Below are 13,761 nucleotides of genomic sequence, written 5' to 3'. Positions count from 1 at the left end.
CTGATGAAACATCACAGCGAAAAACTAGAGCCCGAGATTTTCCAATAAAAATAAAACGAAGCAACTTTGACGATGCGCGATATCGCACTACGACGAGCAACGAAGCAAGATTCAGCAACGACGACACAAGGGTCAAATCACTTCAACCCAAAAAATAATTTATAAATTTATCGACGAACGACACATCGCCCTTTGATTCAACAACACTTGATCCCAATCGGATCCTCAGAGCGCCGACTTCACTCTCATCTCCATGAAGTCGAATTCATCCTCATATCAAGGAAAAGATGACCTCTACCTCTTATTACTTCTCGAAATTTACATATTTCCAAAATTCAAAGCGAAAATTAAGAGTAAATATTAGAGATAAACTTATACACCACCACGCGCGCACTAAGCGTAGACAAAGCCATGAAAAAATTTTATGGGTTTCACGCCATCGTCATGCCGCATTCCTAATGATAAAAAATTTCACCAGAAAATTCGTGAAAACATCGCCAATCAACCCATGAAACAAAGGAAGCATAAATTTCAAATCATCTGTTTCACTAAAATATTGAGATACCCATCCCCTTAATTACCCATGACAAACCCAGCATCGATTTTTAATTGATGCACTTGGTACCCTGCGAGGCGCGTATGGATCATCCACTTTCGTTACGCTGACATCGACTTCCTTGCAACGTTCGAGCAAACGCCTTCCTCGTTCTGCCATCGATAACGCTTCCCAGTGAAAACCTGCTCCGTTCGGCTCTTGAGAACCAGATTGCTCTGCGACAACCTCAGACCCAGTTGATCGGGAAAACGCCATGGTCCGCACTGCAAAAGACGCTTTCGATGTGTATGCCGGCAGACCCTGTCCGCGGTGAACGCCAGGCGCCATCGATCCAGCCGATGGCCGGATTGCTGCACCTCAAGTACAGCTACGATTTTTGCGACGAGACTATGTTGAGTTTTTTAGGGCCGACGCTTTAATCGACGCGACAATGCAGGTTCGCCACTGTAGAGATCTACGTAAGACTCTCAGCCTGAGGCTTTCGATCAGCTCTACCGCTGATGCCTGCGTGTGGAGCCGAGCTCTTCCACTTTTTTAGCGAAACTGACATCGTGCACGCAGATAACCCCACAACAACGCTCGACGTTGACGTGCAACCTGACCCGCAACAACGTTGGGGACATCACCCACAGATTGGATAGCACAAGCACCTTCATTACCTGCGAGTGTGCTTGGCCAAACCACGATATCCGACGCCGACAGCGGTAGCGCGCGGCACCGCGATGGGACGCCCGCCAGCAAGCGTCCCACAAATGCAACACGAGAACGCTCACGGCATGTTCAATACACCGGCAGTTCGATGAAGCTGGGTTGTTGTGGCGTGTGCCAGATCCGCTGCGTGGCTTTCTGGTAATCGCCGGGCTTGGCGAAATAGATGTTCGGCACGTAGGTCTGCGGATTACGGTCGTACAGCGGAAACAGGCTGGACTGCACCTGCACCATCACGCGGTGGCCGCGCTGGAAGGTGTGGTTGGCGGTCGGTAGGCCGAACGTGTAGGCCAGCGGCTGGTTTGGCGCCAGTGGCGCGGGATGTTCGAAACTCTCGCGGTAACGGCCACGGAAGATCGCCAGCGATATCGGCAATTCGTAGCCACCCATTTGGGGATCGGAGGCCATCTGATCCGGGTACACATCGATCAGCTTGACGACCCAGTCGCTATCGCGGCCGCTGGTGGAGGCCTGCAGGTGCACTTGTGGCGCGCCGGCGATGCGCAAGGGCGCTTGCAGGGGCTCGCTGACGAAGGTCAACACGTCCGGGCGACCGTCGACGAAACGCTGGTCGTGGACCAGCCAGGTGGTCCACATGCCACGGTCTTCGAACGCGACTGGGCGCGGCGCGAACGGCACCGGCTTGGCAGGGTCGGACACGTATTCGGTGTACTCGCCCTGCCCGGCCTTCGGCGCCTCGAACGACACCTTACCGCCAGCTTCCAGGTACAGCGGCTTGCTCTGCGCCGCGCAACCCTGCGCGCAGCTCAATGGCCAGTGCTGCAGGCGATCCCAGTGATTGGCACCGGTGTTGTAGATCAACACCGGTGGCGTGTCGGCCTTGGGCGCGCCATCCACCAGGTATTGGTCGAAGAACGGCTTGAGCACGTCGCGGCGGAATTGCAGCGTGGTGTCGCCATCGAACTGCAACGCGCCCAACGATGCGCCACTGGCGTTGACCTGACTATGCCGCCACGGCCCCATCACCAGATAATTGCGGTCGTTGCCGGTGTCGCGCGGCTCCATCGCCGCGTAGCTGTGGATTGCGCCCCACATGTCTTCCTGATCCCACAATCCTTGCAGCCACATCGTCGGCACCTTCAACGGGGTGCGCGCCATGACCTTGTCCAGCGCCTGGAGTTGCCAGAACGCATCGTAAGCCGGGTGCTCGGTGAGCTTGTGCCACCACGGTAGTTGCTCCAGGCCAGCGGCCTTGGCGTAGGCGCCGGCCGAACCGGCACGCAGGAAGTTGCTGTAGTCGTCGTAACCCTGACGCGCAATGCTCGTCCCCTTGCCATGCTTGCTCAGCTGGGCGGTGAAGTAATCCAGGTTGACTTGCCGGAAAGCACCGTAGTTGAGCCAGTCATCGCCCATCCAACCATCGACCATCGGGCTTTCCGGCGCCGCCACCTTCAGCGCCGGATGCGGATCGGTCAGCGCCATGACCACGGTAAAGCCTTCGTAAGACGAGCCAATCATGCCCACTTTGCCGTTGGACTCGGGCACGTGCTTGACCAGCCAGTCGATGGTGTCCCAGGCGTCAGTGGCGTGATCCACCTTGGTGGAATTGAGCGGACCGCGCAGTGGCCGGGTCATCACGTAATCGCCCTCGGATCCGTACTTGCCACGCACGTCCTGGTATACGCGGATGTAGCCGCCCTCCGCGAAGACCTCATCGCTCTGCGGCAGCAGGTCGCGCATATGCGGGGAGAACAGACGGCTGGCGCGGCCGCTGGCATCGTAGGGCGTGCGAGTCAGCAGGATCGGCGCGCCGTGCGCGTTCTTGGGCAGCACGATGACGGTATGTAGCTTCACCCCGTCGCGCATCGGAATCATCACCTCCCGCTTGATGTAGTCGTCCGCCACGGTCGGCGCGACGAAGGGCTTGCCGGTGATGTCCGGGGTCATGGGCGCGGTCTGAGCGATCGCACCACCGGCGATCATGAAGGCGATGGCAGTGGCAAGCAGGCGGGGAGCAAAACGGCGCATGGGCTGATCGTATCGAATTAGAAGGCAAGTTCGCCACGCTAGACGGCAAAGCGCATTTTGGAAAGTGTCAAAGGTATCGGGTTGCTGGCTTCGACGCTCGCCAGATAACCCGGCCTCCCGATACGCCAGATGCAAACCACCAGCACAAATCGCCACACCCACCAGCGCCGAGGCCAGGCATCGATTGCAGCGCGAGCCGATCATGCCGCTCCACGGCAGACTGCCGAGCAGACCCAGCCGGATGAACGCGACCGCCGTCCATGCGCGCCGGACATCGCCCAACACCGCCGTCAATGCCGCTGGCGCAAGCCGCGCCCAGGTACGCGATGGCCGTCAGGACGCGGTGTCTGGGTGCCGCACCTGACCTTCGCCACGCACCACGAAACGCTCCACTGTCAACGCGTCCAGGCCCATCGGGCCATAGGCGTGGAGGCGCGTGGTCGAGATACCGATCTCCGCCCCGAGGCCCAGCTCGCCACCATCGGAAAACCGCGAGGATGCATTGACCATCACCACCGCCGCGCGCAGTGCCTGCACGAACGCCTCGGCATTGGCGGCATCGGTGGTGGCGATGACCTCGGTGTGGTCCGAACCGTAGCGGCGGATGTGCGCGATCGCCGCATCCAGATCAGGCACCACCGCGATCGCCAGGATCAGATCGAGGTACTCGGCGGCGTAGTCGTCGTCGCTGGCGAGTTCGATCTGCGGCAGCAGTGCGCGGGTGGCGGCGTCGCCGCGCAGCACCACGCCGCGTTGGCGCAGCGCCTGTGCCGCCAACGGCAGGAAGCGCGCGGCGATGTCGGCGTGGACCAACAACGTCTCCAGGGAATTGCAGGCCGCCGGACGCGTAGTCTTGCCATCAATCAGCAGCTTTATCGCCAGGTCCACGTCGGCTGAGGCGTCCACGAACAGATGGCACACGCCTTTGTAGTGTTTGATCACCGGCACGCGCGCGTGTTCGGCGACGAAACGGATCAGACCCTCGCCGCCACGCGGGATCGCCAGATCGACAAGATCGTTGAGCTGCAGCAACTCCAGCATGGTCTCACGGCGCAGGTCCTCGAGCAGGGTCAGCGCGGCCTCGCCGAGACCAGCCTCTCGCAGTGCGCGGCGTAGCGCCGCGGCGATGGCGGTGTTGGAGTGGATCGCTTCCGAGCCGCCGCGCAGGATCACCCCGTTGCCGGCCTTGATACACAGCGCCGCGGCATCGGCGGTCACGTTCGGACGCGCCTCGTAGATCATCGCCACCACACCCAGCGGCACGCGGATTTTCTGCACCCGGATGCCGTTGGGACGCACGTCGTCGCGGGTGATCTGGCCAACCGGATCGGGCAGCGCCGCGACCTCGCACAAGGCCGCGGCGATGCTATCCAGGCGCGTGCTGTCCAGCGCCAGCCGATCCAGCAACGCCGTGCCGACGCCCTTGGCCCGCGCCGCGTCCAGATCGCGCGCATTGGCGGCGAGGATGCGCTCGGCATCGGCCTGCAACGCCGCCGCCATCGCCTCCAACAACGCCTGCTTGGCTGCGGACGACAACTGCGCCAGCGCCTGCGCAGCATCGCGGCATTGCAGGACGAGGGAGCGGATGGACGTCATGGCGCGGTTCCAGATGATGGGATGATTGAAGCGAGATGCGTGATCCTTAAAAAGCCGCGCGTTGGCCGGATGTATCGAACCGAGCCACTCGCGCTGGCGCGATCTCGGCGCGACCACGCGAGCGTAACGCGATGCAGCCGTGATCCTAGATCCAGGATCACGGCGCTTGCAGCACCAGATCGTCCCGATGGATCACGTTCTCGCCATAGTTGTAGCCCAGGATCGCCTCGATGTCGCGCGAATGGCGACCGGCGATGCGACGGATGTCCGTCGCCGCGTACTGGCTGATGCCGCGCGCCAAGCAGCGCTCGCCAGCGGCGTCGCGCAGGCGCACCTCCACCATGTCGCCGCGGCGGAATTCGCCATCGGCGTCAGCAACGCCGCCGGGCAACAGCGAAGCTCCCTTCTCGACCAGCGCGACCGCAGCACCGGCGTCGATCCGGATCGCACCGGGTTCCACCGGCACATGGCGCAACCAATACTTGCGCGCGGCAATGCGGGTGCGTGCGGCATGGATGCGGGTGCCACGCAGACGGTCCTGCGCCAGCGCACGCACCACCTCAGCGCTGCGACCGTTGAATAAATAGGTCTCGATGCCGGCGGCGCCGGCCTTGGCCGCCGCCTCCAACTTGGTGCGCATGCCACCGGTGCCGACACCGCTGCCGCGACCACCGGCCATCGCCAGCACCGTCGCGCTCAGTTCCTGCACCTCGTGCAGCGGCTGCGCCTGCGGGTCACGACGCGGATCGGCGGTGTACAGGCCGTCGATGTCGGTGGCGATGAACAGTGCGTCGGCATCGACCAGCGCGGCGACGATCGCCGCGAGATTATCGTTGTCGCCCAGCGTGAGTTCGTCCACCGACACGGTGTCGTTCTCGTTGACCACCGGCAGCGCGCCCAGCCGCAGTAGCTCGCCCAGGGTCGCGCGCGCGTTGAGGTAGCGGCGACGGTTACGCAGATCGTCGTGGGTCAGCAACACCTGCGCCACCGGTCGCTCGAAGAAGCGCTGCCACAACGCGATCAGTTGCGCCTGACCGAGCGCGGCCAGCGCCTGCCGCGCGGCCAGCGCCGCGCCCGCCTCGGCCGCTTTGGGCACAATCGCGCGGCCGGCGGCGACCGCGCCGGAGGAGACGATCACCAGTTCGCGCCCGGCCGCCAGGTTGGCGGAGACGAACTGCGCCAGACCCAGCGCGAAGCGCGGACTGACGCCGCCGCCATCGGCGGCCAACAAGCTGCTACCGACCTTGAGCACCGCGCGCCGCCATGGCGGCAGCACCTGCTCGGCGAAGGCGGACACAGCGATGGGGGCGGTCGGTACGCTCATCGTGGCCTCGTGCGGCTCAATGGGTATTCCAAGCGTAGATGGTCAACTCGGACGCATTCTGCAACAGCAACGGATCCTCGGCGACAATCGCCCGCGCCTGTTCGAGACTGGCGACGTTCTTCAACACATAGGCACCGCCGCTGCCGTCGGCGAAACCGCCGGTGAGTTCCAACAGCCCCTGCGCGCGTAGCGCGGCGAGAAAATCGCGGTGCGGCTGGATCACCGACTCCGGAAACGTCGGCTTGCGCATCGCCATGACCAAGTAGTGTGTCATCGTCTGGTGTCCTTGCTGGATCGGTTCGGTGTGCGCCAGGCGCGGTGGCGGCACGGCGGTGATCGGCATCAGCCACCCAGCGCGTGCCAGCGCGCGTGCAATTGCGCCAGGCGCAGATCGGCGGCGGCACCGGGCGAGACCCGTGCGGCCAGACTGCCTTCCGGCGTGCGCCCCTGCCCAGCGCTGTCAGCGGTGGCCGCCGCCGCCTGATACGCCTCGCGGAACGGCACCCCGGCCAGCGCCGCTTCCACGGCCACGTCGGTGGCGTACATACCGGAGTCGATCGCCACCCGCAGCTTGTCCTGGCGCCACTCCAGATTGGCCAGCAACGCCGGCAACAACTCAAGCGCGGCCAGACCACGACCGAAACCGTGGAAAATCGCCCCCTTGCTGCTCTGCAAATCGCGGTGATAGCCGGAGGGCAGCGAGAGCAGCTGTTCGATCTCGGTCCGCGCCGCGGCCACGCTGGCATGGGTGGCGCGCATCAGTTCGATCACGTCCGGATTGCGCTTGTTGGGCATGATCGAACTGCCGGTGGTGTACTGCGCCGGCAGCGCGACGAATCCGAACTCGCCGCTGGTGAACAGCGACAGGTCCCAGGCCAGACGGCGCAGATCCAAGGTGGCGCTACCGAGCGCTTCCAGTGCCGCCATTTCGAACTTGCCGCGCGACAATTGCGCGTAGATCGGGCTGACCTGCAGGCGTGCGAAGCCCAGCGCAGCGGTGGTGTGATCGCGATCCAGCGGCAGATTGACACCGTAACCGGCGGCGGTGCCGAGCGGATTGCAGTCCACCAACCGCAGCGTATCGCCAGCGCGTACCGCATCGTCGATGAAGGCCTCGGCCCAGCCAGCCCACCACATACCCGCCGACGACACTACGGCACGTTGGATGTGGGTATAGCCGGGCACCGGCAGATCCTGCTCGGCCTGCGCGCGGTCCAACGCGACCTTGGCGATCTCGGCGCTGAGCTGGACCAAACGCGTCAACTTGTCCTTCAGCCACAGCCGGGTAGCGACCAAGATCTGATCGTTGCGGCTACGTCCGGTGTGGATCTTGCGCCCGGCATCGCCCAGGCGCTCGGTCAACCGCGTTTCGATCGCCGAATGCCCGTCTTCGAAGCGCGCATCGAGGACGAATGCGCCGCTGCGGAAGTCTTCGGCCAGGATCGCCAGCTCGCGTTGCAATCCAGCCAGTTCGTCCACCGAGAGAATGCCGATGCGCTGCAGGCCTTCGGCATGCGCGCCGCTGGCGGCGATGTCGTGCAGGAAGAATTCGCGATCCAGCAGCACGTCGTCGCCAGCCAGAAATGCCTGGATCTGCGCATCGACGGCAACGCCGGGTTTTTGCCACAGGAGATTGGTCATGGGGAGGGAGGCTCTTGTGTGGGACCCAGGTTGCGGGTCCAGATGATGTCACACCGGAATCGACGTCAATTCGTCCAATCCCAGCGCCAGGTTGAGATTTTGCATCGCCTGCGTCGCCGCGCCCTTGAGCAGATTGTCCAGCGTCGCCACCAGCACCAGCCGCTTGTTGCCCGGCGCCAGGGTGAAGCCACCGATCTGCACGCCGTGGCGGCAGGCGATGCGACTCACCCACGGCGCGGTGTCCAGCACCTCGATCAGCGCTTCGCCGGCATAGCGCTCGCGGTAGCGACGCTGCACCGCATCCAGCGTCATCGGCTGCTGCAGCCATAGGTTCACGGTCATGGTGATGCCGCGAAAATGCGCCGCCACGTGCGGCATGAACTCCACCGGCAGGCCGAGTTGCGCAGACACTTCACGCTCGTGCAGGTGGTCGGTCAACGCATACGGCATCAGGTTGTCGCGCAGCAGCGCCGGGTCGTTCTTGTCCGACGGCGTGGTGCCAGCACCGGAGTAGCCGGAGACACCGAAGCACTGCGGCGGGCCGGCCAGTTGCTCGCACAACGGCGCCACCGCCAACTGCATCGCGGTGGCGTAGCAACCGGGATTGCTGATCCGCCGCTGCCCGTCATAGCGCGTCCGGGTCAGTTCCGGCAGGCCGTAGTACCAACTCGGATCGAAGCGATAGTCCGCGGACAGATCCACGATCACCGGATCCACCGCCGTCGCGTCCGCCTGTTGCGCCGCCTCCAGCGCGGCCACGTAGGGCGCGGCCTTGCCGTTGGGCAGCGCCAGCACGACCACGTCGGCGCGCTTGGCCGCGACCGCCTCCGGATCCAGGTTTTCGTAGCGCAGCTCGCCCTGGTAGGCGTCGTGATGCACGTCGACGCGCTGACCGTCCAATTCGCGCGAGGACACGAAGGCCAAGCACAATTGCGGATGCGCAGCGATCAGGCGGATCAGTTCGGCGCCAGTGTGGCCGCGCGCGCCGACGATGCCAATGGAGTAAACGGAAGTGCTCATGCGTGCGAATCCAGGCGGAACTGCAGGTGACGTTTCACCCCGGCCCATTCCGTATCGATGATGGAGAAGACCACGGTGTCGCGCGGCGTGCCATCGGGATGGCGCTTGTGGTTGCGCAGCACCCCATCCTGCTTGGCGCCCAGCCGTGCGATCGCCGCGCGCGAGGCATGGTTGAACCAGCTGGTCTCGAACGCCACGCTGAGACAGCCGAGGGTATCGAAGGCGTGACCGAGCAACAGCAGCTTGGCCTCGGTATTGACGCCGGTGCGCTGCACGCGCGGCGCATACCAGGTGTAGCCGATCGACAGCGTCGGCACCTGCGGGTCCAGGCCGTAAAAGCGCGTGCTGCCGACGATCTCGCCGTGCGCGTCGCGCACCACGAACGGTAGCACGCGGCCCAACGCCTGCAACTCAAGCGCGTCGGCGACATAGACATCCACTCGCTCCGGCGTCGGTACGCTGGTGTACCACAGCGTGTCCAGGCCGCTGCCGGCCAGCGCGACGCGCAGCCCCTGGGCATGCGCCGGCTCCAGCGGCTCTAGGCTGACATGACACCCGCGCAAGGTCGGCACGAAACGCCAGGCCTCGGTAGGATCGCAGGAGGACGCAGACATGGCGGCGGTCGCGTTCAACCCAGCAAGGTCGGCATGCGCGTGGCGCAATGCGCCACGCAGTGCTGGATCTGCTCGAAATTCTCCAGCCCGTACCAGAACACCTTCCACTTCTCCTGCTTGAAGCAGCCGTCGGATTCGGCGTAATAGAAAATGTTGACCTGATTGTTGTGGCGCGAACGCCAAAACAGCTGCGGCGTTTCCTCGCGCATCACGTTCCACACCGCGCGGCCAAGGCCTTCACCCTGCGCATCGTCAAGTACCGCGAACTTGTCCAGATAAGTGTAGCCGTCCTCGTTGGTCAGGATGACCGCGGTACGGTAGTTCTCACTGACGTAGGCGCGCAGCAACCGGGTCGTGTCGAAGTAGTCCGGCACCAGGGTGCGACCGAAACTGGATTCGATCAGCGTCCTCAAGCGCGCCATGTCCAACTCACGCCACGAGGTCGCGCGCAACACCCTCTCGCCACGTCGCACCAGCGTGCCGGAGCCCTTATGGGTGAACAGTTCCTTGGCCAGGTCGGCCGGGCGGGTGATCGACACGGACGACTCCAGCGGCAGCCGGTCCAGCAGATCCTTGATCTGTTCGATTTTCAGCCGCATGCCGCCATTGATCCACGGCTGCTGCATCAGGTGCGCGTACTCGGTGGACAGATTGATGGAGTCGATCACCGTACCGCGCTCGTCGAGCAAGCCGCCGGTGCCGGTGAGGAAAATGATCTTGTACGGCTGCAATTCCCGCACCAGTTCGTTGGCGGCGATATCGGCGTTGACGTTGAGGATCTGGCCGCTGGGGGTTTCGCCCAGGCTGGTGATGACTGGAATCGAGCCGGCTTGCAGGCTGGCCTCGATCGGCGCCAAATTCACCGCGGTGACCTCGCCGACCAGGCCGTAAGTGGCCTGATCCAAGTACTGCGCCTCGAACACCCCGCCGGTGATCGAGGTGGCGCGCGCACCGTTCTGCTGCAACGCCTCGACCAATTTCAGGTTGGAGGTCTGGAACACCCGGCGCACGATCGCCAGCGCTTCCGGCGAAGTCACGCGCAGTCCGTTGACGGTGCGCTTCTCGATCCCCGCCGCGGCCAGTTCCGCATCCAATTGCGGGCCGGCGCCGTGCAGCACGATTGGGGTCAGCCCTACTTCTTGCAGGAACGACAGCGATGAGGTCAGCGCTTCTAGGTCGTCGCGCAGCACCGCGCCACCGACCTTGACCACGGCGAAACGCTTGGCATCCAGTTGCGAAAAGCGCTTCAGATACTGGCTGATTTCCTTGGCGCTGGCCATGCTCGAAAGCAGGCGCACGATGGTCTGACGGGTTTGACGGTTGGCGTGCATGGCAGGAGAAAATGTCCGAAAAAATCCAAGGTGGTCAGGCGCAGCAGACGCGCGGGTCAGCGCACACCGTTGAGGATGCGATGCACCGACGTGGCGTAGCGCTGCAACTGCTCCAGCGTCACGAACTCGTCGGCAGTGTGCGCCTGGGCAATATCGCCCGGGCCGTACACCAACGCGGTATAACCACCCGCGGAGAACAGCGAGGCCTCGGTCCAGAAATCCACTGCGTTGCCGATCGGCAGCTCCAGCGCATCGGCGACATCGCGCGCGGCCAGTCGACGTTCCTCGGCACGGGCGATGTCGCCGGACGGCAGGCTCGGCCCACGGAAGGTTTCCTCGAAATGCGCCGCGGCCGGATCGGCGAAGCCAGCGAAGCTCCCCAGCAATGCGTCCACGTCCATCGACGGCAACGGACGGAAACCGAAGCGCAATTCGGCTGCCGGCGCGATCATGTTGGCCTTGATGCCACCCTCGACCCGACCGATGTTGAAGCGCAGCCCGGTGAGACCACCGAAGCGCGCATGCGCCAGCGATTCCACATGATCCAATGCGCGGCCACCCCAGCGGATCGCCTGGTGCAGCGCGCTGGCCGACGGATCCTGCTTGCCGGATGCATGACCGGCACGGCCAGCGAAACGCATCAGCACCGAACTGATGCCGCGATGCGCCAGCACCGCCTCGCTCATCGTCGGCTCGGCCACCAGCACCGCCTCATAGGCGATGCCACGCGCCAGAAACGCGGCGATGCAACGTGGATCATTGGCTTCCTCGTCACTGGAAAACAGGAACGCCGCATCGCCATCGCCGGCGTTGGCTGCGGCAATCAGTGCCGCCGCCGCGCCCTTGATATCGCAAACGCCCAGGCCGATCACCCGATCCTCGGTGCGACGCATCACGTGCGGGTCGGCGCTCCAGTGCGGCGAATCCGGCACCGTGTCCAGATGGACGTTGAACAGATACTTCGGCGTACCCCGCACCGCGTACAGACTGACCGCGCCGGCGCCGTGGTCGATCACCTCGACCCGGAAGCCGGGCAGTTGCGCGCGGAGATAATCGAAGATGCCAGCAGTGGTGATCGCGCGCGGCGGGTTGCGGGTGTCGAAGGCGACTAGCGCCTGTAGGTGATCGAGGGTGGAGGTGAGCAGATCGGTCATGGTGGGTCAGGCAGCCGTGGTACTGGTGCGGTAGAGGTTGGTGTGAGCGATTTCCATCAGCGATTGCGGCCGCTCCGGCGCGGCGAAGCCGTGCCGGGCGTACAACGCATGCGCGTCGGAGGTCGCCAGCATGAAACGGCGTAGGCCTTGCAGTTGCGGGTGGGCCATGACCGCTGTCATCAACTGCTTGCTGTAGCGATGGCCGCGGTGTTCCGGCAGCACGAACACGTCGGCGAGATAGCCGAAAGTCGCGCCATCGGTGATCACGCGGGCAAACGCCACCTGCCCCACTGCACCGAGGTAGCCGCCGAAGCACAGCGAACCGGCGATCGCCCGTCGCACCGTCTCCAGCGGAATGCCCAGGCACCAGTAAGCTTGCTCACTGAGAAAGCGGTGGATCAAGGGCAGATCCAGTTCCTCGTTGTCGGTGCTGATGCGCAGTGCGGCCATGGATTCCATCAGAACAACACTTCCAGCGGGAGAATGCCCCCGAAGGGAGCGGATGAGGGGGCGTGCGAAGCCTCGTGTCGTGAGCTGCGCGAGGGCTTCGTTGCCGTACCCTCACCCATCTCCCGAGGGGAGAGGGGCCTTGCGCTCAGCGATTCACCTGCGCATACAACGTGGAGCTCATCCCGAACAGCTTGATGAAGCCCTCGGCCTCGGCCACGCCCCAGTCCGCCGACTGCGCGTAGGTCGCGCCCTTGGCATTGAGCAGATGCGGCGACTTCACCGCCACCGCATCGACGCGACCGCCGCGCGTCTCCAGTGTCACCTCGCCGTTGACCATGGACTGCGAGGAATGCAGGAACGCCTCCAGATCGGTCTTCAGCGGATCGTGGTAGAAGCCTTCGTAGACCAACTCCACCCACTTGCGTGCCACCTCCGGCTTGAAGCGATTCTGCTGTTTGGTCAGCACCGCGTCCTCCAGCGCGCGGTGCGCGGCCAGCAACGCGACCAGGCCCGGCGCCTCGAAGACGATGCGACCCTTCAGGCCGATCACGGTATCACCGGTGTACATGCCACGGCCCACGCCGTAGTGGGCGAACAATTTGTTGAGCTTGGCCAGCAACTTGGCGCCTTCCAACGGCTTGCCGTCCAGCGCCACCGCCTCGCCGTGTTCGAACGTCAGCGTCACCGTCAACGGCTCGGTCGGCCAGGCGCTGCGCGGCGCGCACCAACCACGGGTGCCCTCGCCCGGCGCTTCCCAGCGGTCGATCTCGCCACCGGACATGGTCACGCCGAGCAGGTTTTCATTGATGGTGTACGCCTTCTGCTTGGCGCGCACGCCGAAGCCGCGCTCCTCCAGGTATTTCTGCTCGTAGGCGCGGGTCTGGGTGTGCTCCTTCTGGATTTCGCGAATCGGCGCCACGATGGTGTAGTCGCCCAGCGCCTTGACCGCCAGATCGAAGCGCACCTGGTCGTTGCCCATGCCGGTGCAACCGTGCGCGATGTGCTTGGTGCCCAGTTCGTCGGCGCGCTTGAGCGCGGCATCGACAATCAAATAACGGTCGGAGACCAACAACGGATACTGGCCCTGGTACCCCTCGCCCGCCTGCACGAACGGCTTGACGAAACCGTTCCAGATCGCCGGGCCGCCATCCACGGTGACATGACTGGCCGCCCCCAGTTCCGCCGCGCGCTTCTCGATGAAATCGCGCTCATCCTCGTCCACGCCACCGGTATCGGCGAACACCGTATGCACCGCATAGCCCTGCTCTTGCAAATAAGGAATGCAGAAACTGGTATCAAGGCCGCCGGAAAAGGCAAGGACGATGTCGATGGCGCCTGGACGCGAAGCAGCATTGGGGTGCGACATGAGGGAACTCCT

Annotated in this window: 11 protein-coding genes; all 11 read right to left on the bottom strand. The window is 63.9% G+C overall.

Annotation, left to right across the window (positions count from 1 at the left end; all coding sequences use genetic code 11):
- Positions 1 to 1,336: 1,336 nt before the first annotated feature.
- The 11 genes from XalbCFBP2523_RS02015 to XalbCFBP2523_RS01965 all read right to left on the bottom strand — a co-directional run bounded on the left by XalbCFBP2523_RS02015 (position 1,337) and on the right by XalbCFBP2523_RS01965 (position 13,749).
- Entirely contained in the window at positions 1,337 to 3,253 is a 1,917-nt protein-coding gene (locus XalbCFBP2523_RS02015) for a CocE/NonD family hydrolase (protein ID WP_045758171.1), read from the bottom strand.
- 333 nt (positions 3,254 to 3,586) lie between these two features.
- A complete protein-coding gene (locus XalbCFBP2523_RS02010; protein ID WP_045765906.1) occupies positions 3,587 to 4,849 on the bottom strand; it encodes a glutamate-5-semialdehyde dehydrogenase in 1,263 nt (420 codons plus the stop codon).
- A 157-nt stretch (positions 4,850 to 5,006) separates the two neighbouring features.
- A complete protein-coding gene (proB, locus tag XalbCFBP2523_RS02005; RefSeq protein WP_045765907.1) occupies positions 5,007 to 6,173 on the bottom strand; it encodes a glutamate 5-kinase in 1,167 nt (388 codons plus the stop codon).
- A gap of 16 nt (positions 6,174 to 6,189) precedes the next feature.
- Positions 6,190 to 6,447 carry a YciI family protein gene (locus tag XalbCFBP2523_RS02000; RefSeq protein ID WP_012916376.1) on the bottom strand — a complete coding sequence of 86 codons (258 nt, stop codon included), beginning with the start codon at positions 6,445 to 6,447 and terminating at the stop codon, positions 6,190 to 6,192.
- A gap of 68 nt (positions 6,448 to 6,515) precedes the next feature.
- Entirely contained in the window at positions 6,516 to 7,814 is a 1,299-nt protein-coding gene (gene argH / locus XalbCFBP2523_RS01995) for an argininosuccinate lyase (RefSeq protein WP_045765908.1), read from the bottom strand.
- Between the two features lie 48 nt (positions 7,815 to 7,862).
- Positions 7,863 to 8,834 carry an N-acetyl-gamma-glutamyl-phosphate reductase gene (gene argC, locus XalbCFBP2523_RS01990; protein WP_045765909.1) on the bottom strand — a complete coding sequence of 324 codons (972 nt, stop codon included), beginning with the start codon at positions 8,832 to 8,834 and terminating at the stop codon, positions 7,863 to 7,865.
- Positions 8,831 to 9,448, bottom strand: coding sequence for a GNAT family N-acetyltransferase (locus XalbCFBP2523_RS01985; protein ID WP_045766736.1), 618 nt, complete (start codon positions 9,446 to 9,448; stop codon positions 8,831 to 8,833). Before XalbCFBP2523_RS01985 ends, argC begins: the two co-directional genes overlap by 4 nt.
- Before the next feature lie 14 nt (positions 9,449 to 9,462).
- On the bottom strand, positions 9,463 to 10,779 hold the full coding sequence (locus tag XalbCFBP2523_RS01980) for an acetylglutamate kinase (protein ID WP_045765910.1): 1,317 nt from the start codon (positions 10,777 to 10,779) through the stop codon (positions 9,463 to 9,465).
- A gap of 56 nt (positions 10,780 to 10,835) precedes the next feature.
- Entirely contained in the window at positions 10,836 to 11,933 is a 1,098-nt protein-coding gene (locus XalbCFBP2523_RS01975; protein WP_045765911.1) for an acetylornithine deacetylase, read from the bottom strand.
- Positions 11,934 to 11,939: 6 nt separating this feature from the next.
- A complete protein-coding gene (locus XalbCFBP2523_RS01970; RefSeq protein WP_045765912.1) occupies positions 11,940 to 12,392 on the bottom strand; it encodes a GNAT family N-acetyltransferase in 453 nt (150 codons plus the stop codon).
- A 136-nt stretch (positions 12,393 to 12,528) separates the two neighbouring features.
- Positions 12,529 to 13,749, bottom strand: coding sequence for an argininosuccinate synthase (locus XalbCFBP2523_RS01965; protein ID WP_045765913.1), 1,221 nt, complete (start codon positions 13,747 to 13,749; stop codon positions 12,529 to 12,531).
- Positions 13,750 to 13,761 lie beyond the last annotated feature (12 nt).

It is taken from the genome of Xanthomonas albilineans (assembly GCF_002939705.1).
Taxonomy (GTDB): Bacteria; Pseudomonadota; Gammaproteobacteria; order Xanthomonadales; family Xanthomonadaceae; genus Xanthomonas_A; species Xanthomonas_A albilineans.
Note: the sequence above shows the minus strand (reverse complement) of the source record. Positions and strands in the feature narration are given on the sequence as shown.